Origin of the sequence: Rhizocola hellebori (genome assembly GCF_016862955.1) — a bacterium.
Classification (GTDB): domain Bacteria; phylum Actinomycetota; class Actinomycetes; order Mycobacteriales; family Micromonosporaceae; genus Rhizocola; species Rhizocola hellebori.
In genome coordinates this window covers 29,093-54,641 of sequence record NZ_BONY01000062.1, presented here as the reverse complement: position 1 = coordinate 54,641, position 25,549 = coordinate 29,093, and the positions used below count along the sequence as shown (strand labels likewise).

Here is a 25,549-nt window from a genome sequence, read left to right as displayed (position 1 = left end):
GCCAGCATGACAGTCTGGTTACCGCTTGATGATGCCGCAGGCGATGCGGCCGCCGGCGTCGCCGGTGCCGAGGGTCGCTGCGTCGGGGCCGGGGATTCCGGCGGCCGAGTAGCGGGTCGGGATGTTTGCGTAGTTGTCCGGCAGTGCGTGGATGATGATTGCCGAGCCGTCGGCGTCGAAGATGTCCGCGAAGGTGACCGAGTCGGTCTCCGTCACGGAGGTCGCCCTGCCGTCGGCTGCGACCTTGAGCAGGGGCAGGTCGCCGGCGTGCTGGCCGTGTCCTACCCCGGCCGGGTTGAGGTGCCCGCCGGCCGTGGTGAAGGGCGCTTCGCAGAGGCCGACCGCGTGGATGTGGAAGCCATGGAAGCCGGCGGTGAGACCGGACAACCTGCCCGCCACGACGATCTTTCCGCCAGACGATTGAAGGACAACGGTCCCGAGTGATGTGCCGTTCACATCGCGGACCGTTGCGGTCGCCCCCCTGCTGTCGTCGTAAGCGACGGCCGAAGCCGGGACGACCGCTACTGCCAGGCCGGTAACAGCCAGTCCTGCCAGCATCCGATGGATTCGTGGAATGCGCATAATTGCCTCCCAGGCAAGGGTTTGCGCGCGCCGCCGAGGGCCGGGCGGCGTATCAGAGCCATTGTCATACGTTGATGTCTTGGGGGCAAGCAATCCACCAAGAACAGGTCTAATTGGATTCATTCCATCATCAACGCAAAACGTACAAGGTCTGTTACTAATCGCATTGGCGTGTCACGCTGACGCTGCCATGGAAGGCCGAGTGCTGATAGTCGAAGACGACGCGTCGATCCGCGAGGTCATCGCCCTGGGTCTGACGCGGGCCGGGTTGCGTGTCAGCACAGCCACCAACGGAACAGACGCCCTCGCCGCGTGGCGCGCCCACGACTACGACCTGGTCGTGCTCGACGTCATGCTGCCCGGACGCGACGGACTTGAGGTGTGCCAAGAGATCCGGCGGACCAGCCAGCAGCCCATTCTGATGGTCACGGCGCTGTCGGACACCATCGATGTCGTGGTGGGGCTGGAGGCGGGCGCCGACGACTATCTGCGCAAGCCGTTTGAGATGCCCGAGTTGGTGGCGCGGGTGCGCGCCCTGCTGCGCCGCGGGTCGGCCCCGGCCGAGCAGGAAATCGTGGCCGTGGGCGAGCTGCGGCTCGATCCGCTGCGGTTCACCGCACACAAATCCGGCCGGGAGCTCGTGCTGACCGCGACCGAATTCCGTCTCCTGCTTGAGCTTGCCCGCCGTCCGGGGCTGGTGTTCACGCGTGAGGTGTTGCTGGAACGGGTCTGGAACTACCCATTCCTGGGCGACTCACGGCTGGTGGACGTGGCGGTGCAACGGTTGCGCGCCAAGGTGGAGGACGATCCGGCCAGCCCGCGTCTCATCAGGACAGTGCGCGGCGCCGGCTACAAACTGGCGCTGTGAGATGGCCGGCCGCGCGGTTCAGCCCGGCCGCCTGCGCCGGCGGCTGACCGTCGCCTTTGTGGCGGTGGCGGGTTTCTCCATGGCGGCGCTGGCCACCGGCTCGTACGCGATGGTCAGCCGCGCCCGCTTCGCCGACTCGCTTTCGCGCGCCGCCACCGATGTGCGCTATCAACTCGTTCTGGCGCACCAGTTTCTGCCCCTCGACCAGACCCGTACGGCCAACCTGCTGGACAGTTTCGAAGGCAGCGGCCGCCATGTCGTGCTCGTCACCGCGCAGAGCGTGACCGCGTCGAACGTGGCCTTCCGCGCCGAGCCCGGCGATAGGACGCGTTCGCTGGCCGCCACGGGCCAGGTCGCCTTCGAGCGGACCGGCCGCCAGCTGGTGGTGGGCGGCCAGATCCCGGGCTCGACCGATCAGCTCTATGTGGTCTATGCCGAGGAACGTATCTACGAGGACCTTGCCCAGCTGCGCACGGCCATGCTGGCGAGCTGGGCCGCGGCCGTGCTGCTCGCCGCCCTGGTGGGGCGGGCGCTTGCGCGGCGCACGCTCGAGCCGGTGGGCCGGGCCAGCGAGGCGGCCCACGCCATCGCCGAAGGACTGCTCGCGACACGGCTGCCGGTGCGCAACCGGGACGAATTCGGGGCGTGGGCGGAGTCGTTCAACCGGATGGCCGAGGCGCTGGAGGCGAAGATTGCCGCGCTGGCCAGCGCCCAGGCGCGCGAGCGGCGCTTCACCGCCGATGTGGCACACGAGTTGCGGACCCCGGTGACGGCTCTGGTGGCGGCGGCGTCGATGCTTCGCGAACACCTGCAAGCCCTGCCCGACACGGCGCGACGCCCCGCCGAGATCGTGGTGTCGGACGTGGTGCGGCTACGGCATCTGGTCGACGAGTTGCTCGAAATCTCCCGTTTGGACGCCGGTCAGGAGCTGGTCAGCGCCCGGCCCACCGAGCTGGTGGCGCTGCTGCGCGCGATCGTGGCCAGCCGCGGATGGCAGGCCCAGGCGAAGGTGGAGGGCGAGGCGGTGACCGTGCACACCGACCCGCGCCGGCTGGAACGTGTCCTGGCCAACCTCGTCGCCAACGCGGTGGAACACGGCGGCGCCGGGGTGCACGTTCGGGTCGGTCCGGGCCCGAGCGTGCAGGTCAGCGATCGCGGGCCGGGCATCCCCGCCGAGCACCTGCCTCGCCTTTTCGAGCGCTTCTACAAGTCCGATCCCGCGCGGGGCGGCTCGGGCAGCGGGCTCGGCCTGGCCATCGCGCTGGAGAACGCCCGTCTCCTGCAAGCGGATCTGCGCGTGGAAAGCGAGGTTGGGGTGGGCACCCGCTTCCAGCTCACGCTGCCTGTTACCTACCGGTTACCCGACGGTGAAGCCACTGTGGGGTCGGCCGGGCACGGTGAGGCTCACGACACCTTCGAGGAGGGACCATCATGAGACGCCTCACCGCTATCACCGCCGCGTTGCTCGCCGTCGCCGCGGCAGGATGCGGCCCCACCGGTTCCGGCTCGCTGGGGGCCGGACCGACCGGTGAGCCACCCTCCCCCGCCGTCTCCGCGCAAACGTCGCCGTCGCCGTCGGCTCAGCCGTCGTCCACACCGGACGGGACGAGCAGCACCACCGTCACCATCCAGACCTGGTTCGCACGGAGCAACAGAGTCGTTCCCACGCAACGGATCCGGCCGGCGACCCAGGCAACCTCACGGCTGGCCCTCACCGAGCTGCTGGCCGGGCCGACCTCGGTCGAGGCCGGCTTGGGGATGAGCAACGCCATCCCCGCCGAGACCACCTTCGACGTCAGGGGGATCGCCGACGGGGTGGCCATCGTCAGCTTCTCGTCCGGGTTCTTCGCCGGTGGGAAGGACATCGCGCGGCTGCGCCGGGCACAGGTCGTCTTCACCCTCACCCAGTTTCCCAGCGTGCGCCAGGTGGGATTCCTGATGGGCGGCAACCCGACCGGGGAACCCTTCGGCCGCGCCGATTTCGCCGACCTGCTGCCGCAGATCGTCGTGATGAGCCCTGTGATCGGCCAGCGGGTCTCCAGCCCGATCACCATTTCCGGTACGGCCGATGTCAGGGAGGCCACCGTAAGTGTTCGCCTGCTCGATGCCTCCGGCATGGAGATCGCTACCAAATTCGCCACTGCCACCTGTGGCAACGGCTGCCGTGGCGATTATTCGCTGCAGTTGCCCTACTCGGTACCCAAAAAACAGCCATGCACGGATCAGCAGGGCAGGCTGCAGGTATTTCAGGTGTCCGGTGAGGACGGCTCACGGATCAGCATCGTCGAGATTCCCCTGACACTCGTTGTCTGCGGGTAGTTTCGCACGGCGCGCGGTGACGCGCCCAGCTCGCGACGGCAGGACTTGTTGAACGCCTGCAGATCCGGGATGCCGACCGACGCGGCGATCGCGGGAATCGGCAGCGTCGTGCGGCGCAGCAGGTGTTCAGCGCGGGCGAGACGGCGACGGCGCAGGTAGGCGACCACGGTTGAGCCGGTGTCGGCGCGAAACAGGCGGGTCAGCTGGTTGTGCGAGACGTCGGCGTGCCGGGCGATCTGCGGCACGGTGACCGGCTCGGCGAGCCTTGCCTCGATGAAGTCCATGGCTCGCACCACGGCCAGGTGACGTCCGCCGGGGCTGGGGCGGGGAAGCTGGGCTATCCGCCACAACGCGGCCCACACCTCGGCCGCGGCCTGCTCGGGACGGCTCGGCGCGGCGGCCACCGCCCGGCGCAGCAGCTCCGCCAGCGGCTCGGCCTGCTCGCCCGCGTCTTGCATCACCGGAACGGTCTGCGCGCCACCGGCCGGGTCGAGCCGCAGGTGCACGAAGAGGTGCTCGGAACGGCCCAGGTAGCGAAAGCTCACTGTCTCGCCCGGCGGGACGAGACTGATGTGCCCCGGCCGGATCGGATGGTGCAGGCCGCCGAGGGTCAGCTCCCCGGAGTAGGCGTAGAGGTGAAGCTGCCAGAGGTCGGGCAGCAGAAAGGTGTCGTGCAGGCCGGTCGTGCCATGCAGGGCGGCGCCGGCGTTGGCCACCCGGGGTGGCCGGTGCAGGCGCACCGACACCTTCCCCTCGGGCAGCAGCATGGTGAAAAGTTACCAGTAAAGGTGAGCAGAACCCACGCGTTGGCTGGGAGCTTGGCTTTAGCCTGATCCAGCCAGGACCAGCACGCCCGCAGAGGAGAACCCCATGCCCATGCAGCCCTGGTTTCCCAGCGCCAAACTTGGCATCTTCCTGCACTACGGCATCTACGCCGTCGACGGCGTCCCCGAGTCGTGGGCGTTCTACAACGGCGACGTCCCGCACGACCGCTATATGGCACAGCTGTCCGGGTTCACCGCCGCGAAGTACGACCCGGGGGCCTGGGCCGATCTGTTCGCCCGCTCCGGTGCGCGCTATGCCGTGCTGACCGCGCGGCACCATGACGGTTTCGCGTTGTGGGACACCGAATATGGCGACTTGAACGTGCGGCACACCCCGGCCGGGCGCGACCTGCTGGCGTCCTATGTGGAGGCACTGCGCGAGCGCGGGCTCAAGGTGGGCTTCTACTATTCCCACTCCGACTGGAACCATCCCGAATACGCCAGCGTGCGCAGCCTGGGTCAGGCCGGCTGGGTCAACGAAAACCGTTATGTGACACCGCTGGAGGGGCAGGAGGATCCGGCGGCTTGGCAGCGGTACCTGCGCTACCGGGACGGTCAGGTCGGCGAGCTGGTCGACCGGTACCACCCCGACCTGCTCTGGTTCGACGGCGAATGGGAGCGCAGCGAGGAGCAGTGGCAGCTCGAGCCGCTGGCGCGGCGCATTCTCGACGCCAACCCGGAGACGATCCTCAACGCCCGCATGCTTTCCTACGGCGACTACGCCACGCCCGAGCAGGGAGTGCCGATGACCCCGCCATCAGGCCCCTGGGAGCTGTGCCTGACCGTCAACGACTCGTGGGGCTATCAGCACGGCGATGACAACCACAAGTCGGTTCGGCAGCTGGTGCGCTACTTCACCGAAACCATTGGGGCAGGTGGAAATCTGCTGCTCGACGTCGGCCCGATGGCCGATGGCACCATCACCGCGCCGCAGACGCAGCGGCTGGAGGCCCTCGGCGGCTGGATAGCCAAGCACGCCGAGGCGGTCTACGACACGCAGGCCGGCCTGCCGCCCGGTCACCACTACGGGCCGAGCACCGTCTCGGCCGACCGGCGCACCCTCTACCTGATCTGTTTCGACATCCCGCGCGAGAGCATCGGCCTGCGCGGGCTGCGCAACAAGGTGCTGCGGGCGCGCGTGGTCGGCAGCGGCGCCGAGCTGGCGCACCGGGTGACCGGTGGACACGGCGAGGTGCCGGGCGTGCTGTGGATAGACGCGCCCGGCCCCGCCGATATCGACGAATCCGCCATCGTCATCGCCGTGGAGCTCGATGGCGAGATGGACCTCTATCGCGGGACCGGGCGCGAATGATCACACGCCGAGGCGCCGCCACGGACCCCAGATGGCGAAAGACATTCCCGCACTTGCCTGGATGTTGACGAAGAGCGTCTTGCCGTCCGGGCTGAAGGTCGAGCCCGCGAACTCGTCATTGGACCGGTCGGCTCCGGTGCTGCTGCGCAAGCGGTTCAGCGCGATGTCGAACAGCTCCCCATCGGTGGTCAGCCCGCGCACGAAGTTGTCGTTGACGTTGTCCTCGCACAGCACGAGCGTGCCGCGCGGGCTGGTGGTGATGTTGTCCGGGAAGTCCAGCACCGCCGCGCTCGGCGACTGGAAAATCAGCTCCAGCACCTGCGACCGGGTGTGGTAGGCCCACACCTGGCCGGTGCCGTTGCCGTAGCCGTTGGCGATCGGGCCAGGCCCGTCCTCGGCAGCGCCGCCGCCCTGGGTGGAGCAGAAATAGACGACGCCGTCGTGGTAGGTGGCGCCCTCCAGACGGGAGAAGTGCGCTGCCCCCTGCGCCCGGCCCTGGTTGCCCACATAGGTCAGTGCGGTGTCGTTGGTGGTCAGCGCGGGAGTCCCGGGCACGTAGGGGAAGGTGGGCGCCGGGTCGTCGATGTCGACCCACTTCACGCGGTATCTGGCCCCCGGCGTCTGCTGCGCCGCCAGCTCCGCGTTGGGTGTGCCCCGCACGGCGAGCATCTGCAGCCGGCCGCCGTCGGCCAGGCGCCCGGTGTGGCAGGGGTTGCGCGGCGGCAGGTAGCGGTAGAACCCGGAGGCGAATCCGAAGTTGTCCTCGGTCTCGTAGATCGCCCCGTCGTGCGGGTCACACGCGACCGACTCGTGGGCGAAGCGGCCGGCGGCCGTGATCGGCTGGCGGTTGGACTGCCCACCGGCCGGCACCTCGAAGATGAACCCGTGCCGCTGCAGCAGCGGCGTGTTCGGCACGCCGGTGAAGTCGGCGGCCACATCCGGGCCGTTGACCGTCTCCTCGCAAGAAATCCAGCTGTCCCATGGCATCGGGCCACCGGAGCAGTTCATCTGGGTACCGTTGAGGCTGGTGTAGGAACGGATGACCTCACCCATGCCGGTGACCTGGATGGTGGTCGTGCCACCACGGGCCATGGCGTCATAGGGCACGCCCGGGCCGAAAGCCGCCCCGGGTCCGTTGATTTCGTGGTTTCGCACCAGGATGATGCTGCCGCGCGGCCCGCGGAAGGCGGCCATGCCGTCGTGCCTTCCCGGCAGGATGGTCCCGTCGTTGAGCAGGATCTGTGTTTCGGTGTCGTGAAACGACCGGTACTGGAAGTGGGGCGGAAGCCAGAGCCGCACCTGGCCGTCGCGCATGTCGGGCACCGGCTCCAGCGGCGGGCGCTCGATCCTGTCGACCTCTGCCGCATTTGCCGCTCTGGCCACAAGTCCGGCAAACGGCCCGCCCACAATCGCGCCCGCGGCCGCGCCCCGCAGCAATGTTCGTCTATCTACTATGGTCATACGATCCTCCTTGATCCAGGCCACTTCGCCCCCCGGGGTCACGCTAGCGTTCATCCGACAGTCCAGCGAGGTAGCCAGGACCTGCGGCGTGTTGGCCTCTACCGGGTCGATGGCCGTATTCTCGCTGTGTGCTGAAGGACGTGTGGGCGGTCGGCGATGCCTACGAGGCCTATGTCGGCCGGTGGAGCCGCCGGGTGGCGGTGGGTTTCCTTTCCTGGCTGCAGTTGCCGACACGGGGCCGGTGGGCCGACATCGGGTGCGGCACCGGCGCGCTGTCGGCGGCCATCCTCACCCAGGCCGACCCGGTCGAGCTGGTCGGTGTGGATCCGTCGGAGCAGTTCCTGATGGACGCCCGCGCCAGGATCCTCGACCCGAGGGTCCGCTTCCGGGCCGGTGATGCGCAGGCGCTTCCCTTGGAGGACAGGCAATTCACCGCGGTGGTGAGCGGGCTGGCCATCAACTTCGTGCCCGATCCGGCCCGCGCTGTGGCCGAGTTCGCCCGCGTCGCCGCGCCCGAGGGGGTGGCCGCCGCCTACGTGTGGGACTACGCCGAGGGCATGCAGATGATGCGCTACTTCTGGGACGCCGCAACGGCAATCGACCCGGCCGCGGGCGAGCTCGACGAGCTGCGCCGGTTCGCGATGTGCCGCCCGGAGCCGCTGCGTGCGCTGTGGACACAGGCCGGGCTGCAGGAGGTGGCGGTGGAGGGAATCGAGGTGCCCACGGTCTTCAAGGATTTCGACGACTACTGGGGCCCGTTCCTCGGCGGCCAGGGGCCGGCGCCCGCCTATGTCAAGACGCTGACCGACGAGCATCGCGACACCTTGCGCGAACAGCTGCGGGCCAGCCTGCCCTGGGCCGAGGACGGATCGATCTCGCTGACCGCACGGGCGTGGGCTGTCAAGGGGATCAATCCCGGCTAACGTAGGTCGGCGTGACGAGACTTTCGGGGACCTCGCGAGCACTGCTGGTCGCGATCCTAGCCTTCGCCCTGGTCGCGGCGGTGACCTTCCTGGTGCTGCGCAGCCGGGCCGGCCAACCCTCCGCCGCGCCCACCCAGCAGCCGACCACGTCGGCGACGCCCGCCCCCGCGACGTCGAGCTCGCCCACCGCCGAGGCGAGCACCCCGGCCCCGATCCGCTATGTATTTCCCGTGGCGGGCAAGGCCAGCTACGACCCGGACCACCACGACTATCCGGCCAGCGACATCATCGCCGCGTGCGGCCTGGGGTTTGTCGCGCCGATCGACGGCGTCATCCTCGAGGTCACCCGGGTCGACAGCTACGACGCGAAGATCAACGATGGCGCCACCCGCGGCGGGCGCAGCATCTCCCTGCTGGGCATCGACGGCGTCCGCTACTACGGCGCCCACCTGGACGTCATCGAGACCGGCATCAATCCGGGCGTGAAAGTCGAGCACGGCCAGCGCCTGGCCACCATCGGCAAGACCGGCAACACCACCGTGTGCCATCTGCATTTCGGCATATCTCCGCCGTGCGCGCGGTCGGCTGACTGGTGGACCCGGCGCGGCGTGATCTGGCCCGCCCCCTACCTGGACGCCTGGCGGCGCAACGAAACCCGTTCTCCAGCAACGGAAATCGCCGCGTGGCAAGCCAGCAACGGCTGCCCGGCCACCCCGCAGACCGATCCATAGATCCACTTCGCACAAGCAGACAGCGACAAGTGTCGAATCAACTGCCTACCCGGCGGGCGGTTCGGCTCATAGCATCGTGACGTGACGATGACCGACCTTTACCGCACCTTCTCGCGGGACCCGCTGGCGGTCTTCCTTCACGTGATCGAAAGAGCGGGCACCCCTGTCACCTTCGAAAACATCATGGCCCACCTGGTCGGCAGCGGCTTGCCGGACTATGTGGTCAGCTCGCGCTGGAGCCGATATGAGCGAGCCATCAAGGATGATCCACATATCTATTTCGTACCCGAGACAAGAACCTACGCGTGGGGATCCCCTCCGGTTCTGCCCGACGCAGAACAGGCCGTGAAGCTGCTGGCCTCCGGAAAGGCGCAGATCAACCCCGATCGCAAGGTGCTGGGCGACATCATCCTGGCCGCATTGCAGCTGGGGATCCCGCCCGAGCCCGTCGTCATCCACGCCGAACCGGTCATCATCCACGCCGAGCCCGTGGTCATCCAGGCCGAGCCGGTGGTGATCCAGGCCGACCCCGCCGAGCAGGCCGAGCGGCAGAAGATCTTCGAGGATCGACTCAAGGCCGACAGCGCCCGCGCCTACGCCAAGGTGGCGATGGAGCTGGAGGAGCTGATCGCCAGCGGGGCCAGCGCCCGGGTGCTTCTGCAACGGATACACGCTGCCGCCCAAGCACACGGCCTCAAACCTATCGAGAGCGCGGGCGCAACGATAAAATTCGATCGCCTTCGGCACGAGTCCGTCGTCGCCACCACGCAGGAAGGAACCGAGGTGCTGGTGATCAGGCCGGGTTACTTCTGGCAGATCGGCAGCGAGGAGATTCTGGTGGCCAAGGCCGTGGTTATCGAGCAGTAGCGAGGCGAGATGGTCGAGCAAGGCGGATCAACGGTAGCTATCGATTTTGGCACGACCACGTCCTTTGTGGCTCGGCGGACAGGTTCAGGCCCGGCCATGGTCGTGCCACTCTCGCCCGGCACGCCCTGGCTGAGCTCGGTCGCCGCGCTGAAAGGAAACGATCTTGTTGTCGGTGACGAGGACGGATTTCCCGCCGAACAGCTGGTGAGATCGGTCAAGCGGGCGATCACCGAGAGGTGGCAGACGATTCCGGTGGGGCCACCCGACAGCGGGGTCGAAGTCGAGGTCGACGAGGTCATCGCCGCCATCTTCACCGAGATCCGCAAGCGGGCGGGCAACTCGCTCAACGGTGGCGAGATCCGGCTCGGGTGCCCCGCGATGTGGGACGGCGCGCAGCGCAAACGCCTAATCCGAATAGCCAAGAGCGTGGGGCTGTCGGTGACCGACGCGACGCTCATCGACGAGCCGGTCGCGGCCGGGCTGGCCTGGATCGCCGATCATCAGCTGACCGGCGACGACCCCATCTCGGGCCGGGTGCTCGTTTTCGACATGGGTGGAGGCACGCTCGACGTGGCGGTGCTCGACATCGCCAGCGAAAGCGTGAAAGAGGTCTCGGTGCTGTCGAGCCGCGGCAACCCGCTGGCGGGCGATCAGCTTGACGAGGCCATCACCGCGGACCTGATCGGTGAGATCGAGGGCGCCGGGGTCGACTTCGCGGCGCTTCGGCAACCGGCGCAGGCCCGAGCGCTCATCGCCCGGATGGCGCGCGAGACGAAGATCGCTCTGTCCACGCAGGAGCTGCACACCCTCGTGTTGCCGATGCTGGTTTTCGGCCGCTATGTAGAGATCGACTACACCCGGCAGCGGGTGGAGACCGCTTTCCATCCGCTGATGGTCCAAGCCGAGAAACTGGTCGAGGAGGCGCTGGTCGAGGCGCAGCTCAAGGAGCGTTTCCGCGACGTGCCTGGCTTCCTGCCCCGGGTCACCACCAACGACCTCGACTACATCATGCTGGTCGGTGGCATGAGCCAGATTCCCTATGTGAGGCAACGGCTTGCGGCCCGCTTCCCCGAGGTCGCCTTCGTGCGGCGCGAGCAGGCCGACCCGGTCGAAGCGGTGGCCAAGGGCCTGACCGACAACACCGGCTATGAGCACATCAACCTGCACCGGCCCGCCTTCGACTTCGTACTCGAGTGGGACGGCGGCTCGCAGCGCCGGCTGCTCTACGAGGCCTACACACCGCTTTACCGGGAGTGGCAGGCGGCTTCCGGCCGGGCCCGCCTCAACTACGAGCGGCGCGGCCGGGGAATGCGGTTGCCGCGTCAGGGCCGCGGCCATCTGCGGGTGGTCTCGCCCTCGGGCAAGCCGGTGCGGCTGGCCGTCGACGGCGCGGCGATCGACAAGCTGCCGGTCCGGTTTGGATTGCACGAGCTCGTATTCAAGATCTACTGTGATGGGCAGCTGCTGCTCACCGATGGCACCGGCAAGCAGACCGCGATGCGGGTCGATCGCTGGCCCATCATCAAGAACCGCGATGACGCCTCGCTGGAGCTCAAAAAGCTTAAGCGGAAGCCCATGGATGCCCCGCCCATCTGGTTCGTAGGAAACGGTGCCCAGGCATGAGCTCGTACCACGAAATACTGGTTCTGCGCAGCGACAGCGGCTGGGCGAAGCTGCCCTACCTGGACGTCATCGCGGCCGATCCGACCCGTCGGGTGACCGAGCTTCTCGACGGCTGGATGCTGTTGGTCGTGGCCGACTCCGCGCCGGACGCCGATTGGCTGCCGGCCCTGGCGCAGGCCACCGGCGCACCGGTGATGTGGTGCACCATCACCGCGCTGGAGTCCACCTATGTGCGCGGGCTGACCAAGGCTGGGGCGTGGGCGGGCTGGCTCAACTCCGGCGATGTGGAAGAGGAGCTGGGCGCGGCGATGTTGCAGGAGCTCGATGTGGACGAGCTCTTCGAGCAGGGCGGCCAGGAGGCCATCGACGAGGCGATGGAAAGGCTTGGGGCCCAAGCGGTCGACGAGATCGTGACATCGGCCCCGGTCCTCACCGCTTCCCTGGTGAGCTGGGCCCACGAGGCCGGCCTCGCGCCGGATGCCGAAAAGGTGCAGGCCCTGCTGGAAGAGGGCGACAGCTTCGGGTCGCGGCATCTCAGCAACCTGTTCACGCTGCTGGGCCTCACCCGGGAAAGGGTCCTCTAGCCGCGCCAAAGTTGTTGCAGCGCCAGCACAGCAGCCTCGAATTCGGTGCGATCCAATACCGCGCCCGCGAAGACGCCCGCCTGGACCGGCTCGTCGAAGAAGCGGTCGGGCAGGCGCCCGGCCGCCACACCCAGCAGGTCATTGATTTGTTGTTGCTGGGCAAGGCGTTCGCGGCCCAGCGCCAACACCTGCTGCGGCGCGATGGCCACGCCGGTGACCGCCTCGACTAGCGCGCACACGCCGTCCAGCGAAAGCGGGCGGGTCGGGGTGCTGGCATAGGGGCACACCAGCAGGGCGTCGAGCCCGCTCCACAGATCGGCCAGCACCACCGTGCGCGCAAAGTCCAATTGGGACGCAGGGTTGGGCACGGTGAGCCCGATCCGGCGGCTTTCCTCGTAACAGAACTCCAGGCCGTAAACCGGGTCGAAGTCCAGATCGTGCTCGATGGCGTCATAACGCGGGCCGATCGGGTTCGCCGCATACATCAGCCCCAGCCCGCGCTGCACCCGAGGGTCGAACGGGGGCAGCTCCACACCGCGGCTCACCATCGCCGCCTCCGGCCTGCCGTGCCGTTGCGCCAGCGCCGCCGCCCCCTGCCCGAACGGATGTCCCGGCTGCGCCGCCAGCTCGATCGCCTCCAGCAACCACCGCTCAGGCTGCCCGCCACCCGTTTCCCCTGCCACCGCCCCGAATTCTGCGCCTGCCACCACTGCGGCGGCGTGCTGGCCGGGCGGAGCTAGCTGCCCGGTTTCGAGCAGATAGCCGAGGGTGCCGCCGAGGGAGACCGGGTCCAGGCCGAGCTCCTGGCAGCGTGCGTTGGCCGCGAGGATCGCCGCCAGGTCGCCGATGCCCAGGTTCGGGCCGAGCATGGCGACGGCCTCCTGATGCAGGCCCGCCCCGGCGTATCCCTTGATGCAGTCGTTGGGGCAACCCGGGCAGCCTCCCGCGCTCCAGGTGAGGCTGGGCGCGAAATGGGCCGGGGCCAGGCCCGGCCACTCGGCCGGCGCGGTGCCGGTGTCCGCGAAGTTGCGCACGCTCGCGCGGCCCGGCTCGGTGACCTCGCCCGGCCACGCGCCGAAACCGGGCACGGCATGCTGCCAGCCGGCCAAGCCGTGCGAGGGCATCTGGGCGGCGTAGGCCGAGGTCAGGGCCGACAACGCGGCCGGGTCTGCGGGCGGGGGTGGCTCACCCGGTACACAGACGATGGCTTTGATGTTTCGGGCCCCGAGGATCGCACCGAATCCCAAGCGCGGCAGAGGGAACGACCGGCAGGTGACGACGTTGGCGTAGCGGGCGCCGGCCTCACCCGCGGGGCCGATGACGGCTACCGCCGCGTCGGGGCCGTGGCGGTCGAGCAGAATGCCGGTGGCTTCACCGGTGCCCAGGCCCCAAAGCTCCGTGGCGGGATGAATGCTGGCGCGACCGGAGTCGACCACCACATAGGACGGTGAGCCGGCCGCACCGGTCAGGCCGACACCCACCACCCCGCTGGCGCGAAGCCCTGCGGCGAAAGGACCCTCGGCACGTGTCTCGGCCACCGCGCCGGACAGCGGCGAGACGCCGACGGCAGCGCAGCGGGCCAGCCCCACCCCGCCCAGACCCGCCACCACACTCGTGACAAACGCCACCGGAACCGGCTCAGCGTGCGCCAACGCTTTCCGCAAATGGTGCAGCGCAAGCAGTGGACCACCCCAGCCGGTCACCGGCTCGGTCGCCTGCCGCCCGCTGGACAGGTCCAGGTGAAGGTAGACGCTCATTTATCAATGACACAGACGATGTCAAGCCGGCGCGGGCCGTGCACGCCCTCCACGCGGTTGAGCTCGATGTCGCTGGTCGCCGACGGGCCGGAAATCATGGTGAGGGGCCGGGTGGGATCGGGCAAGGCGGTGAACATGTCCGGGACGTCGGCGACGATCTGGTGGGCGAAGACCACGCACACATGGTGGTCGGGGACAAGGGTCAGCAGCCGCCTTCCCTGCCCGGGACCGCCGTCAAGGACCAGAGTGCCGGTCTGCGCGATGGCGACCGCGCAACCGGTCAGCACCGAAAGCTGCGGGCGGTCGAGGTCTGCCGGGCTGAGGCCGTCATCGACGATCGTCGCCAGCCCGGCCACCCACTCGGGCGGAACTCCCTGCGGCAACACCACTTCTTTGCCTAACAGTCCACTTAGGACTCCCGGCAGCTCGGCTTGCGAGCAGAGGCGGACGTCGGCCCGGTAGTCACCGGCGCGCTCGGCGAAGCGGTGCAACAGCTCACTCATGGGTGCGCCGCCACCAGTCACGGAAGGACTCCTGCGCGGGCAGGGGCGCATCGCGATGAGCCGTCCAAGCCGACAGCGGCCAAGGCGCGCGGCGAAGCGTGTGCCCGCGGCGCCGGGTCATCAGGCGCAACGGCGCGCTGCCGGCCCGGGCCGCGCGCAGCGCCGCCTTCCACCTTCGCCTGTCCCGCATGACCCAGCTCAGCGCCGACATGAGCTGCCGCTCGGCCAGCGGTTTGGGCCCGGTCTGGCGCAGGTGCACCAGGATCTCCGGGATGTTTATCTTGACCGGGCAGACGTCGTAGCAGGCGCCGCAAAGCGTTGACGCGTAAGGCAACGACCGGTTGTGCCCGGCCTGCTGACCGGTCAGCTGCGGCGACAGGATCGCCCCGATCGGCCCGGGATAGACCGAGCCGTAGGCATGGCCGCCCACACGCTCGTACACCGGGCAGACATTGAGACAGGCCGAGCAGCGGATGCAGCGCAAGGCCTGCTTGCCCACCGGATCGGCGGCGACCGCGCCGCGCCCATTGTCCAGCAACACAATGTGCAGCTGCTGCGGGCCGTCGCCGGGCGTGACGCCGGTGAATATTGACGTGTAAGGGTTCATCCGCTCCCCCGTCGAGGAGCGCGGAAGCAGCCGAAGGAAATCCCCAAGATCAGCCATATGGGGTACCAGCTTCTCGATGCCCACGACCGCGATAAGTGTCCGCGGCAGGGTCAGGCACATCCGCCCGTTGCCCTCGGACTCCACGATGACCAGCGAGCCCGTTTCGGCCACCGCGAAGTTGGCGCCGCAGACCCCGACCTGGGCGCTGAGGAACTGCTCGCGCAGGTAGCGGCGCGCCGCACCGGCGAGCTGGGCTGGATCGTCGCTGTCGGCGGCGAAGCCGGGCATGCGAAGGGCGAACAGGTCGCGGATCTGCGACCGGTTGTAATGGATGGCCGGCACCAGAATGTGCGAGGGCTTGTCGTGCGCCAGCTGAACGATGAGCTCGGCCAGATCGGTCTCGATGGCGGCTATCCCGGCCGCCTCCAGCACCTCGTTGAGCCCGATCTCCTGGGTGGTCATCGACTTGACCTTCACCACCCGGTCGGCCTGCTCCGCCTGGACCAGTCCCAGCACGATGTCGTTGGCCTGCTGGGCATCCGCGGCGTGGTGCACGGTGGCACCGGCGGCCGTGGCGGCGGAAGCGAAGCGCGCCAGCAACTCCGGCAGCCTCGCGATGACGTCGTCCTTGACCGCCGCCGCCCGGTCGCGCAGCGCCTCCCAGTCGTCGACCTCGGCCACCACCGCTGCCCGCTTGTCGCGGATGGTCCGGGTGGCATGCCCCAGGTTGGCGCGAAGCTGCGTGTCCTTGAGCTTTCTCGCCGCCGCGTCGGCGAACGGCTCCGGCGCCGTAATCGGCGCGGCCAGCGGCCCGGTGGCGTGCCTTGGCATGCCGAGCGCGACCACGCGCCGGGGCTGGGCCGAGCCGGTCATGACGCGAGGATTTCGGCGTAGTGGATGGGTTTGGGGGCGCCGGGGCGGCGGGCCAGCCCGCCACCGATGTGCGCCAGGCACGAGTTGTCCGCCGCCGCAAGGTATTCCGCGCCCGTCTCGGCGGCGTTGGCGCACTTGTCGTCGAGCATCGCCCCGGAGACACCGGAGTTTTTCAGCGCGAAGGTGCCGCCGAAACCGCAGCACTGGTCGGCATCGGGCAACTCCACCAGCTCCAGCCCTTCCACAGCGCGCAGCAGCCGCAACGGCTTGTCGCCCAGGCGCAGCAGCCGGAGCCCGTGGCAGGTGGGGTGATAGGTGACCCGATGGGCGAAGCGCGCCCCGACCTCGGTCACGCCGAGCACGTCGACCAGCAGCTCGGACAGCTCATAGACGGGAAGCGCGGTGTGCGCGCGCAGGTGCGCGACACAGGACCCGGAGGGCGAGACGATCGCGTCGGCCCCGCCGAAGACGCTCGAGGTGAGCTGCTCCAGCTGACGAGCCGCCACCGCGTAGCCGCTGTTGGCGTGCATCTGCCCGCAGCAGGTCTGCTCCTGCGGGAAATGCACCTGGTGGCCCAACCGCTCCAGGAGGGTTACCGTAGCGATGCCCGCTTTGGGGAACATGGCGTCGTTGAGACACGTGATGAACAGCGCTATTCGCACTCATCCTCCCCTCCGACGCCCGATGATCCTAGATCCTATAGGAACCGCGTCGTTTCGGGTATGGCCGGCCGGGGGTAAAGCAGGCGCACTCACCTGTCATAAGGAGATGCAGTTCATGAACCAGCCGGTGCCAACCCGTGGCGACGGGCATGACGAGATTCTTGCCCTCGACACCAACAACGACGGCAAGCCCGACCTGTGGGCGATTGACACGGACGGCGACGGCAAAGCCGACCTCTTCCAGTCAGACGCCGACGGTGACGGCCGGATAGATGTGACGATGGTCGACCTCAACCAGGACGGCACCATGGATATCACGGTCGAGGGCGACGGCGGCCATCCGCCGGTGCTCGAAGACTGAGCAGACAAAAGGCGGGTGGGCGCGCCACGCGCCCACCCGCCCAGCGGTCTCATTTGGCCGCGGAGATGTTCACCATCCACGCCACCCCGAACTTGTCGGTGACCATGCCGAAGGTGTCGCCCCATGGCGCCTTCTCCAGCGGCATCACGACGGTGCCACCGGCCGAGAGCTTCTTGTAGTAGCCCGACAGGTCCTTTTCGTTGTCGCCACTGAGCGACATGCTCATCGTGTTGCCGGGCTTGTGGTCCATGCCGTTGGGTGTGTCGGCTGCCATGAAGACGATGCCGTTGTCCGCCTCCAGCTGGGCATGCATGATCTTGTCGTCCTCGGCCGGATCCTGGGAGGCCTGATATTCCTTGAAAGTATTCATGTCGAGCTTGCCGCCGAAGACACTCTTGTAGAATTCCATGGCTTCACGGGCGTTGTCCTTGAAGCTGAGATAAGGATTCAGTCTGGTTGGCATATGTCGACCATATCAATGCGGTCATCGGCCAAGCGGTGAAAACCAGCCTCACTCAGCCTCACGTGCGCGCCGATCGGCTGACAAGGTTGCTGAGACCATCGCGACTGGCCACCACGGTCAGCATGTCGCGGGCCCCGATGCGCCTGCCCGCGGCCGGCCGCCACAGCGGGCGGGGCTCACCGAACTCGGTCAACGCGATGACCCGCAACATGCCCGGAGTGTCGACCTCGCCGATAGTCTTTCCCTCCAACGCCGATCCCGGCACGACCGAAGCCTCGGCCAGCAGGAGCACACGCCGGCCCACCGAGAAGGTGCCGATCACCTCGCGGTCCATCAAAGCCTCCGCGAACGCGGGTGCGGCGAGGTAAGAGACGCTGCGCGACAGGGGAAGGTTGAAGGTGCGCCGGACCCGTGCGGCCAGGTCTCCGTCGAAAAGGCGCAGCACCACATGCAGCCGCTCCTGCAGATTGCGGCCGTGCAGTGCTGTCTCCAAATTGGACACATCGGCCCGCTCCACCGCCATCAGCGCTCGGCAGCGCTCCACACCGGCCATGCGCAGCGTGCTCTCCCGGCTTGGCTCGCCGATGATGAGCGGGATCTCCAGCTCGCGCGCCAGGGACACCCCGCGCGCCTGCTCGCTGGCGGCGATGGCCACCACCTTGATGCCCCGGTCGTGCAGCAGCCGCAACACGCGTGTGCCCACGCCGCCCAGTCCAACCACGACAACGTGATTGACGTGTGGCTGCTGCAACCTCACCTGAGCCACCGCAAGCCGGGCGCGCACCGAGCCCTCCACGATCACCGCGGTGATCAGCGGGATGAAGGCCAGCCCGGCGATGCCGAGCACCAGCTGAAGCGCCTGCTGCCAGGTCGTGTACCCGGCATTGGGCTGAGGACCGGTCAGCACCGTGGCCGCCGCCGAGTAGAAGCCCTCCCACCCCGGCAGGCCAAGGCTCATCCCCAGGGCCACCCCGGCGGCCGCGATGATGCCCAGCACCACCGTCACGGCTATCCGGGTCTTGCGGGAGGCCACCGCGCTCACGAAGGTGAGCATCAGGCCGAACCACGAGGCGCGTTTGGGCTTGGTGGCCCCGATGCGCTGAGTGGACTCCAAATTGGACTTCTCGTCGCCCTCGGCCAGGACCAGATCGGCGATGTCGTCGCTGGCCGGAAGAATCGACGGCCCCTCCTGGCCATCGGTGACCGCTAGACCGCACACCACCCTGTTCGGCGCCACATCGGCGCGCCGCGCCACGATCAGGGTGCGCCGTCCGACCCGGACCGGGTTGGCCGCCACCTCCCCCAGCGCCGAGGCGACCAGGGCCGGCGCGGCGATTTCGGCGTCGGAGAGCACCTTGCAGTCGCCCAGCAGCGTCTCGATGTTGTGGCCCAGGTTGGTGTTGTACATCCGCACCACGAGCCGCAGGCCCGGCGCGACATCGCGCGCCTGAAGCGCCACATGGATATTGCCGACATCGTCCTGAACGGTCAGCGCCAGCCCGGCCGCGGTGGCCAGGTTCGCCTGGCCCAGGGCGGCCTCGTCGAGGCGATCCACCACCACCGTCCGCACCCCGGGTAGGTCTTCGAAGTCCAGCGCGGTCAAGCGTTGCTGGCGGGTCATCAGCACCACCACCGGCGAGCCGTAGCGACTCGACAGCTGTTCGGCCAGCCGGTAGGTCAGGCCGTCGGCGCCGTTGATCACGAAGTGGTTGCTAGGGGCCGTCACGCCCCGGATGGTATCGACGGCCGCCACGCGAAATCGGTGGCAAGTTGGGGAACATTGGGCGAACCAACGGTGCTCGCGGGTTCGGCTCAATAGCACAGCAGTGGTAGTTTTGACCTAAATCAGAAATTTTGTCGCCGGGAGGGGGATCGGTGCAGCGATATGGGCCAGGCCGCTGAACTCACCCACGACGCTTTCCTCTACGGCAGCGACGAAGAATTCGTCAGCACGATGACACCTCTGCTCCAGGACGGCCTGGAGCAGGGCCATGCCGCGATCGCCGCGGTCACCCGGCACAACATCGGCCTGCTGCGCGAAAGCCTCGGCCGGCAGCGCGATCTGGTCACCTTTATCGACCGTGACGACTGGTACAGGCGTCCGGCCACCACCGTCGCGGGCTGGGAAAGGCTCCTGGCACAGGCCCTCGCGCGTGGTCACAGCCACGTCCACATCATCGGCGAGGTGGCCTTTGGCGAACGTCACACCACCTGGACCCGTTACGAGGCCGCGCTCAACGACGTCTTCGCCGGCAGCCCGGCCTGGATCACCTGCCCGTACGACATGCGCGCCCTTCCGCATTCGGTGATCGCCGACGCGGGCCGCACCCATCCCGTCGTCCTTGGCCGGCAGCGTTCGCCCAGCCATTCGTACCAGCGGCCAGAGGAGCTGTTGCGAGCCATGAGCGAGCCGATGCCGCCGGTGATCGGCGAGCCGGTGGTCGCAGCGGAACTCACCAGCGCGGCAAGCGTCGCCGCCGCCCGTGGCCTGCTACGGAATTTGGCTGTGCGCCAAGGCTTCCCGGCGGAACGGGTGGAGGAGGCCGTGATGGTCGTCAGCGAGATCGCGGGAAACAGCCTGCGCCACGGCGCGGGCGAAAGATGGCTGCGGGTCTGGGTGACCGGCGGCTCGGTGGTCTGCGAGGTCACCGACGAGGGCGACGGAGTCGACGACCTGCTCGTCAGCTACCGCCCGCCCAGCCCCACCGCCGACGGCAGCCGCGGTCTGTGGCTGGCCAACCAGCTCAGCGACGCGCTGGCCATCGCCCGCGAAGCCGACATCACCCGCGTTCGCTTCGTCATCCATCCTCAGTGACCCCGCATCGCGTCCACAGTGGACAGCGGCGGATCAGGTTTTGAGCAGCTCGGCCTGGCCCAGCGCGATCTCGTTGGCGAGCACCTCACCCACCCGTTCCGAGCCCAACCCGACGATCGGCCAGCGCTGTCCGCACCCGCAGCTGGCGTCGACCGGCCGTCGCTTGTGCTGGCCGGAGAACATCAGGCTCTCTTCCGTGCCGCACTCGGGACACGCCACCGCGCGATGGTTGATCACGACCTGCTGCAGGGTCAGCACCGCGAACGGATATTCGAGCTTCTGCCCGAACGGACGCGCGGCCTGAGGCGCCGGCCGCGGCCCGTCCAGGTAACCCCGGCTGCCTTGCTCGATCTGGGCGACCCAGGCCCGCACCAGCTGCGCGACCTCATCCCGGTTGGCGGGCACCGCCAGCGCGCGCAACGCCACGTTTGTCAATCGCACCACACTCAGATCATCGCCCGGACGCACATGGGCGTCGAGGATCTGCGGCACCCGCTCGGGCAGCACAGCCCGGCTGCTAGCCGCCCCGAACAGCAGGGGCACCCCGGCCCCATCCGCGCCCAGCCCCGCCAGAGCGCCATCGGCCGCCTCCCCGATGCGCTGCCACCCCGACTTGGGCACCTCCAGCCGCCACCGCTCATGCAACGCATCCCCCGCCGCCACATCCGTCTCAGCCCTCGCCGCACCCTCACGCTCAGCCGAAGCCGCCTGCTCAGCAGCCACCGCACGCTCAGCCGCAGCTTGCGCCGCCGCAACACCCGCCGCTTCCCGCTCAGCCTCAGCCACACGCTCGGCCTCAGCCACGCGCTCAGCCGCCGCCTCCCGCTCAGCCGCCGCCACACGCTCAGCCTCAGCCGCCCGCTCAGCAGCCACCGCACGCTCAGCCGCAGCTTGCGCCGCCACGACAGCCGCCGCCTCCCGCTCAGCCTCAGCCGCCCGCTCCGCCGAATCCGCTGCGTGCGCCGCGACAACAGCCGCCGCCTCCCGCTCGGCCGAAGCGGCATCCGCTTCGGGCGCGGGTGGCTCAGGCGGCAATGCAGGCGCGGCCTTGGCGCGCCTCTTGCCACGTTCGGTCGCCGGCGGGTCCGCTGGTGCCACCGGTGCCTCGGCCAGCATCGCGGCAGCCGCCGTCGCGGCGGCGGCCAGATCGGCACCGCCAGCCTTCGCGCTGCGCCGTTTTCCCTTCACCGGCTCGGCAGCCGCCGGGACCACATCAGCCACGGCCGATGGCCCCTCCCCTGGCATCATCTCCGGCCGCACCGAAGCTATCTGCGCCGGCTCCACGACGACCGGCTCGACCACCGCCCGCGAAGCGGCCGCGGGTGAGGCAGCTGCGACGACGTCCTTGCCCCGTCGCCGTCGCGGCGTGGTCGCCTGATCCAGCGCATCCGCCGGCTCGGTCTCCGCCGCCTGCGCCATGGCAGACACCGGCTCAGAATCTGCGGCAGGCATCGCTTCCGCGCCCGCCCGATTCACCGACGTGGGCAGGGTCACCGCATCGCCTACGGCGACAGTGTCACGCCGCGCGGTCGCGGCAGCGGAGTCGCGACGCAGAGCCGCAACAGAGTCACGGCCCGGAGTCCCCGCGGCAGAGTCGCGACGCTGAGTCCCGGCAGTGTCGCGAAGCGGGATGGTGGCGGGGATTGCTTCGACGGGGTGGGCTGGAGGGCGCTGGGACAGGGGTGGCAGGGGTGGCAGAGGTGGCAGCGGTATCGCCGACGGATCGGCGGGGTCTGCGCGTCTGGCGGCCTTGACCTGCATCCGGGCCTGGAGCTCGACCAGCCGTGCCTGCTGTTCTTCGCGCACCCGGCTGGCGCCGCCGAGGCGATAGAGGCGGCGTTCCTCACGCACCTGCTCGAGGTGTTCCAAAGCGTTGCGGATGCTCGGCCGTAACGGTTCGCGGGGCGGGTTGACTATCCACGCCCGGCGGGCCGCGAAGGTGGAAAACGGGGCATAGAACCATCGCTGGCCGAAACGCGGATAGCGCGTGCGCAGCGCGGTTTCTTCGTCGTAGGCGGCCATGAACTGCTCGAGGAGCTCGTGGAACATCGCCATGCCGGTGAAGGAGAGGAATGCCAGGTAGATCCCGGCCCACAGCGACCATTCCTCGTGCCCGTGCACGAAGTTGAGGATCGCGCTCATCGTCGCCGCGGCCAGCACGATCTTGTAGGCGCGACCTGGATGCCGGCCACGTTTGACCGCCACGAACGCCCACGCGCCGAAGCTGACCGAGATGCCGTCGAGACTCAGCGGTACGAGGGTGTTTGTCCAATGGGTCCAGTTCATCACTCGCGCGGCGAAACCGGTCAGGCCGATGAAGGAGACACCCATGACCGCGAGCCACACCAGCACCGACGGCACCAGAGCCGCGAGGAACAGCGCGGTGTCGGCGGCCTTCTGCCGTTTCGAGGTGAGCAGCTCCGGGTGGGCCAGCCGCTTTCCGCGCCGATGCCCGGCAGCGCGCGCCAGCGGCACCCCGATCACCAGGCTGATCGTCAGCACACCGACCACAAGCACCATGACCCAGGTCGGTACCTGCCAGTCCGCGAAAGTGTCCATTCCGTACTTCACCCCTGGAATAGCAGATCGGTAGTTCAGGTTGCTCCCCGGGAGAATAACCGTCAGCAGGGAGACACCATCTATGACCGCCACCGCGGACGCCAACATCGCCGCTCTGAGATCCGGCTTCGACCAACTCGCCACCTTTGTCCGCGGATTGAGTGATGAGCAACTCACCGGGCCCTCGGGAGCGTCCGAGTGGGACATCTCTCAGGTGCTGAGCCACCTGGGCAGCGGTTCTGTCATCAACCTGGCCGTGCTGGAAGCGGCTTTGGCCGGAAACCCGAACCCGGGCAACGACTTCAACAAGCAGGTGTGGGCCCGCTGGGATGCCATGGCGCCCGCCGAGCGAGCGCAAGGTTTCCTGGAGCACAACGAGATTCTCACCACCCGCTATGAGTCGCTCGACCCGGATACCCGAGCCAACCTGTTGGTGGACATGGGTTTCCTTCCCGCGCCCGTCGATGTGGCCACGGTTACCTCGTTTCGGCTCAGCGAGTTCACGCTGCACTCGTGGGATGTGAGGGTGGGTCTGGACCCTTCCGCCACGCTGCTCCCGCAGGCCACGACGCTGCTGGTGGAGTCCTCGCTGTCGCGCCTGGGCTGGCTGGCCAAGCCGGAAGCGTTGCAAGGCAAGCAGTCCACCCTGCGGCTGCAGACCAGTGAGCCCGACCTCACCATGGCGCTGCACCTGGGCGACCAGGTCACCGTTTCGCCCGGTGCGCCGGAGCGCTCCGACGGGGTGCTCACGCTGCCCGCGGAATCCTTGCTGCGCCTCATCTCGGGCCGCCTTTCCGCCGAGCGCACGCCGTCTTCCGTCGTGCTCGACGGCGGTCCGGTGGACCTGGCTGACCTGCGGCGGGTGTTTCCTGGCTTCTGAAAATCGGTAGCCGATTTGCCTTGTATGAGGGAAATGCCGAGGTAAGGTTGCGGTCCGAAGATCGGGTTGAAAAATCGCCATCGGGGGAGCGCGATGTTCATGAGATCAATGCAAGTGGTGCCGATGGTCGCCTTGTTGGCGGCCACGGCCATGGCAGCGCCAGCACACGCTGCCGTTTCGCGAGACCCTAGCCGGGAAGACCTGCAGCAGCTCCTGCTGGACACGCAGGATCTGCCTGAGGCCACCGGAAAGACCTGGAGAGCGGGCGCCCTCGTCACCACCGGACCTACGGGCCCGGCCGGTACCACCGAGAGCAGCGGCTGCGCCGCGTTGGACAACGCCGTCCTGGCTCAGAACACCGGATTGACCGATTCGGGTGTTCAAGCCTTCTACGCGGAATCAGGCGATTTTTTGGAACAAACGGTCGTTTACGACCCTGCGGCCAGCGAACACCTAAGGGAACTAAGCGGGGCAATCATGCAGTGCCCGGCCATGAAGTTCTCTGACGGACCTGCTGTCACCCTCAAGCCGTTCGACCTCGGCCCGGCGGTGGCCGGTTTCCGGTCCTTCGTCGGCGACCAGAGCCAGTCGGCAGTCCTGCTCGCCCAACACGGCGACCACATCGTCGAGTTCGTGATGAGCGACGGCGGTTACACCGACGCTCAGCTCCAGAGCCTGCTTCGGGCCGCCTTTGCTCAGATCGACCATCCCAACTAGACAGTCTTTCACCCTCAGCCGTGAAAGTCGGGTCCCACCCGAGTCACGTCCACCTGGACCAGGAGCCGTTGGTCGCGCACCATCGCTTGCCGGTATTCATCCCAGTCGGGATGTTCGCCGGAGATCGAGCGGTAGTACTCGACCAGCGGCTCCAGTGCGTCCGGCAGCGCAAGCAGCGTCGCCGTCCCGTCCACCTGGATCCAGTCTCCGAAGAAGCGATCGGTGAACACGCAAAGCGACACCCTGGGATCGCGGCGAAGGTTGCGGACTTTCACCGAGGTTTCGCGGGTACTGACGATCAGCTGGCCCGCCTCGTTGACCCCGACGGTCACCGGGGAAAGCTGCGGCTGGCCGTCTCGGCGGTAGGTGTGCATGACGGCATGGTGATGGCCCCGCGCGAAGTCGCTCGCTTTTGACAACTGCATGCCCGCATCCTTTCAGACGCGGGCGTAGCACAGTGGTCTCGGCTCACATCTGCAGATCCTCCTCGATGGACTTGAGCTTGTGGCGGGCCATCGCGAGGTTCGCCCGCGTCCGGATCAGCACCAGGTACAAGAAAAGGCCCTGGGTGTTGCGGCTGGTCAACGGGCGGATGACGTGATACTGGCTGCCCAGCGTGATGAGGATGTCCTCGATGGAGTCCTTAAATTTCAACATTTCCAGGGTACGAAGTTTCGCCCTGACCACGTCGGTGTTGCCGGCCGCGGCGATCGACAGGTCGAAGTCCTTCGTGCTGCCCTGGGTGCCCAGAGCCATTCCGCTCATGTAGTCGACCAGGGCCACGCCGATGGCGCCCTCGATCTGCATGGCCTCTTGCAGTGAGTTTTCCATGTCTGCCATAGCTTTTCATTCTCCTAGCTGGGTGAGAGGTGAAGACGGCAACAGCTCGCCGATCCTGGCCGCCACCGGTCGTGCCTCGTGGTGGAGGCGGCCCACATTGAGTTCCGGCCCAGCGATCACGCTGAGCAAGGCGGACGGTCCCGCCGCAAATGTCGCCACGTAGCCGTCGGTGCCGGTGGTGACGGTGTCACGGAAGCCGCCCGAGTTGACCGCGGCCACCATCTGCTGACCGAGGCCGAGCTGGGCCGCCGACATGGCGGCCATGGTCTCTGGCTCGACATCCGGCGTGTCCTGGGCGATGAGAAGCCCGTCGATGCTCGCCACCAGCACGCCCAGGATGTGTGGCAGGCGCACCCGCAGCTCGCGGAGTTCCTCGACGACGGGACCCTCGGTGATCAATTGACTGGTCATTCTCCTT

The 25,549-nt window shown here is 68.2% G+C and carries 26 protein-coding genes; 13 read left to right on the top strand and 13 right to left on the bottom strand.

From position 1 onward, the window contains the following. Positions 1 to 18: 18 nt before the first annotated feature. The gene (locus tag Rhe02_RS35900; protein WP_203912907.1) at positions 19 to 582 is read right to left on the bottom strand and encodes a superoxide dismutase family protein; all 564 of its coding nucleotides are present in this window, start codon (positions 580 to 582) and stop codon (positions 19 to 21) included. A gap of 190 nt (positions 583 to 772) precedes the next feature. On the opposite strand from Rhe02_RS35900, the gene Rhe02_RS35895 reads away from it, so the two are divergent. Genes Rhe02_RS35895 through Rhe02_RS35885 form a run of 3 tightly spaced genes read left to right on the top strand, consistent with a single transcriptional unit; the run spans position 773 to position 3,769 of the window. Then, a complete protein-coding gene (locus tag Rhe02_RS35895) occupies positions 773 to 1,450 on the top strand; it encodes a response regulator (protein WP_203912906.1) in 678 nt (225 codons plus the stop codon). Between the two features lies 1 nt (position 1,451). Then, complete coding sequence (locus Rhe02_RS35890) at positions 1,452 to 2,885, top strand: ATP-binding protein (RefSeq protein ID WP_203912905.1); 1,434 nt, start codon at positions 1,452 to 1,454, stop codon at positions 2,883 to 2,885. Next, positions 2,882 to 3,769: a Gmad2 immunoglobulin-like domain-containing protein gene (locus tag Rhe02_RS35885; protein WP_203912904.1), complete on the top strand. Its 888-nt coding sequence runs from the start codon at positions 2,882 to 2,884 to the stop codon at positions 3,767 to 3,769. The genes Rhe02_RS35890 and Rhe02_RS35885 overlap by 4 nt, the downstream gene beginning before the upstream one ends. On the opposite strand, the gene Rhe02_RS35880 is transcribed toward Rhe02_RS35885, so the two are convergent. Further along, on the bottom strand, positions 3,697 to 4,536 hold the full coding sequence (locus Rhe02_RS35880) for an AraC family transcriptional regulator (protein ID WP_203912903.1): 840 nt from the start codon (positions 4,534 to 4,536) through the stop codon (positions 3,697 to 3,699). The genes Rhe02_RS35885 and Rhe02_RS35880 overlap by 73 nt on opposite strands. A gap of 103 nt (positions 4,537 to 4,639) precedes the next feature. Between Rhe02_RS35880 and Rhe02_RS35875 the strand changes: the two genes are divergently transcribed. After that, positions 4,640 to 5,905 carry an alpha-L-fucosidase gene (locus Rhe02_RS35875; protein ID WP_203912902.1) on the top strand — a complete coding sequence of 422 codons (1,266 nt, stop codon included), beginning with the start codon at positions 4,640 to 4,642 and terminating at the stop codon, positions 5,903 to 5,905. Here the strand turns inward: Rhe02_RS35875 and Rhe02_RS35870 are convergent, their stop codons facing one another. Then, a complete protein-coding gene (locus tag Rhe02_RS35870; RefSeq protein ID WP_203912901.1) occupies positions 5,906 to 7,366 on the bottom strand; it encodes a PhoX family protein in 1,461 nt (486 codons plus the stop codon). A 128-nt stretch (positions 7,367 to 7,494) separates the two neighbouring features. Here Rhe02_RS35870 and Rhe02_RS35865 point away from each other — a divergent pair, with 128 nt between their 5' ends. From Rhe02_RS35865 to Rhe02_RS35845, 5 genes are all read left to right on the top strand, one after another. Beyond that, positions 7,495 to 8,289 (top strand): class I SAM-dependent methyltransferase, encoded by a 795-nt coding sequence (locus Rhe02_RS35865; protein ID WP_239124271.1) that lies wholly within the window; start codon positions 7,495 to 7,497, stop codon positions 8,287 to 8,289. A gap of 11 nt (positions 8,290 to 8,300) precedes the next feature. Further along, on the top strand, positions 8,301 to 9,020 hold the full coding sequence (locus tag Rhe02_RS35860; protein ID WP_203912900.1) for a M23 family metallopeptidase: 720 nt from the start codon (positions 8,301 to 8,303) through the stop codon (positions 9,018 to 9,020). A gap of 81 nt (positions 9,021 to 9,101) precedes the next feature. Next, positions 9,102 to 9,887, top strand: a complete 786-nt coding sequence (locus tag Rhe02_RS35855) for a hypothetical protein (RefSeq protein WP_203912899.1) — start codon at positions 9,102 to 9,104, stop codon at positions 9,885 to 9,887. 9 nt (positions 9,888 to 9,896) lie between these two features. Continuing rightward, positions 9,897 to 11,510: an Hsp70 family protein gene (locus Rhe02_RS35850; protein ID WP_373320760.1), complete on the top strand. Its 1,614-nt coding sequence runs from the start codon at positions 9,897 to 9,899 to the stop codon at positions 11,508 to 11,510. Beyond that, positions 11,507 to 12,094 carry a hypothetical protein gene (locus Rhe02_RS35845; RefSeq protein WP_203912897.1) on the top strand — a complete coding sequence of 196 codons (588 nt, stop codon included), beginning with the start codon at positions 11,507 to 11,509 and terminating at the stop codon, positions 12,092 to 12,094. The genes Rhe02_RS35850 and Rhe02_RS35845 overlap by 4 nt, the downstream gene beginning before the upstream one ends. On the opposite strand, the gene Rhe02_RS35840 is transcribed toward Rhe02_RS35845, so the two are convergent. Genes Rhe02_RS35840 through Rhe02_RS35825 form a run of 4 tightly spaced genes read right to left on the bottom strand, consistent with a single transcriptional unit; the run spans position 12,091 to position 16,496 of the window. Then, the gene (locus Rhe02_RS35840; protein WP_203912896.1) at positions 12,091 to 13,851 is read right to left on the bottom strand and encodes an aldehyde ferredoxin oxidoreductase C-terminal domain-containing protein; all 1,761 of its coding nucleotides are present in this window, start codon (positions 13,849 to 13,851) and stop codon (positions 12,091 to 12,093) included. The genes Rhe02_RS35845 and Rhe02_RS35840 overlap by 4 nt on opposite strands. Continuing rightward, positions 13,848 to 14,354, bottom strand: a complete 507-nt coding sequence (locus Rhe02_RS35835) for a LutC/YkgG family protein (RefSeq protein WP_203912895.1) — start codon at positions 14,352 to 14,354, stop codon at positions 13,848 to 13,850. Before Rhe02_RS35835 ends, Rhe02_RS35840 begins: the two co-directional genes overlap by 4 nt. Further along, a complete protein-coding gene (locus Rhe02_RS35830; protein ID WP_373320759.1) occupies positions 14,347 to 15,834 on the bottom strand; it encodes a lactate utilization protein B in 1,488 nt (495 codons plus the stop codon). The genes Rhe02_RS35835 and Rhe02_RS35830 overlap by 8 nt, the downstream gene beginning before the upstream one ends. Continuing rightward, complete coding sequence (locus tag Rhe02_RS35825; RefSeq protein WP_203912894.1) at positions 15,831 to 16,496, bottom strand: (Fe-S)-binding protein; 666 nt, start codon at positions 16,494 to 16,496, stop codon at positions 15,831 to 15,833. Before Rhe02_RS35825 ends, Rhe02_RS35830 begins: the two co-directional genes overlap by 4 nt. Positions 16,497 to 16,611: 115 nt before the next feature. Here Rhe02_RS35825 and Rhe02_RS35820 point away from each other — a divergent pair, with 115 nt between their 5' ends. Then, positions 16,612 to 16,857, top strand: a complete 246-nt coding sequence (locus tag Rhe02_RS35820) for a hypothetical protein (RefSeq protein ID WP_203912893.1) — start codon at positions 16,612 to 16,614, stop codon at positions 16,855 to 16,857. Between the two features lie 49 nt (positions 16,858 to 16,906). On the opposite strand, the gene Rhe02_RS35815 is transcribed toward Rhe02_RS35820, so the two are convergent. Continuing rightward, positions 16,907 to 17,320 (bottom strand): VOC family protein, encoded by a 414-nt coding sequence (locus Rhe02_RS35815; RefSeq protein ID WP_203912892.1) that lies wholly within the window; start codon positions 17,318 to 17,320, stop codon positions 16,907 to 16,909. A 58-nt stretch (positions 17,321 to 17,378) separates the two neighbouring features. Then, the gene (locus tag Rhe02_RS35810) at positions 17,379 to 19,046 is read right to left on the bottom strand and encodes an NAD-binding protein (protein ID WP_203912891.1); all 1,668 of its coding nucleotides are present in this window, start codon (positions 19,044 to 19,046) and stop codon (positions 17,379 to 17,381) included. Positions 19,047 to 19,205: 159 nt separating this feature from the next. Between Rhe02_RS35810 and Rhe02_RS35805 the strand changes: the two genes are divergently transcribed. Continuing rightward, positions 19,206 to 20,135: an anti-sigma factor RsbA family regulatory protein gene (locus tag Rhe02_RS35805; protein WP_203912890.1), complete on the top strand. Its 930-nt coding sequence runs from the start codon at positions 19,206 to 19,208 to the stop codon at positions 20,133 to 20,135. 33 nt (positions 20,136 to 20,168) lie between these two features. Here Rhe02_RS35805 and Rhe02_RS35800 read toward each other — a convergent pair whose 3' ends face one another. Beyond that, positions 20,169 to 22,694: a DUF2637 domain-containing protein gene (locus Rhe02_RS35800; RefSeq protein ID WP_203912889.1), complete on the bottom strand. Its 2,526-nt coding sequence runs from the start codon at positions 22,692 to 22,694 to the stop codon at positions 20,169 to 20,171. Between the two features lie 82 nt (positions 22,695 to 22,776). Here Rhe02_RS35800 and Rhe02_RS35795 point away from each other — a divergent pair, with 82 nt between their 5' ends. Together Rhe02_RS35795 and Rhe02_RS35790 are read left to right on the top strand one after the other, a co-directional pair. Further along, complete coding sequence (locus Rhe02_RS35795; protein ID WP_203912888.1) at positions 22,777 to 23,574, top strand: maleylpyruvate isomerase family mycothiol-dependent enzyme; 798 nt, start codon at positions 22,777 to 22,779, stop codon at positions 23,572 to 23,574. A 99-nt stretch (positions 23,575 to 23,673) separates the two neighbouring features. Next, positions 23,674 to 24,291 carry a hypothetical protein gene (locus Rhe02_RS35790; protein ID WP_203912887.1) on the top strand — a complete coding sequence of 206 codons (618 nt, stop codon included), beginning with the start codon at positions 23,674 to 23,676 and terminating at the stop codon, positions 24,289 to 24,291. Positions 24,292 to 24,305: 14 nt separating this feature from the next. Here the strand turns inward: Rhe02_RS35790 and Rhe02_RS35785 are convergent, their stop codons facing one another. Genes Rhe02_RS35785 through Rhe02_RS35775 form a run of 3 tightly spaced genes read right to left on the bottom strand, consistent with a single transcriptional unit; the run spans position 24,306 to position 25,542 of the window. Then, a complete protein-coding gene (locus Rhe02_RS35785) occupies positions 24,306 to 24,716 on the bottom strand; it encodes a PPOX class F420-dependent oxidoreductase (RefSeq protein WP_203912886.1) in 411 nt (136 codons plus the stop codon). A gap of 43 nt (positions 24,717 to 24,759) precedes the next feature. Beyond that, a complete protein-coding gene (locus Rhe02_RS35780; RefSeq protein WP_203912885.1) occupies positions 24,760 to 25,131 on the bottom strand; it encodes a hypothetical protein in 372 nt (123 codons plus the stop codon). A 6-nt stretch (positions 25,132 to 25,137) separates the two neighbouring features. After that, positions 25,138 to 25,542, bottom strand: coding sequence for a roadblock/LC7 domain-containing protein (locus Rhe02_RS35775; protein ID WP_203912884.1), 405 nt, complete (start codon positions 25,540 to 25,542; stop codon positions 25,138 to 25,140). Positions 25,543 to 25,549 lie beyond the last annotated feature (7 nt).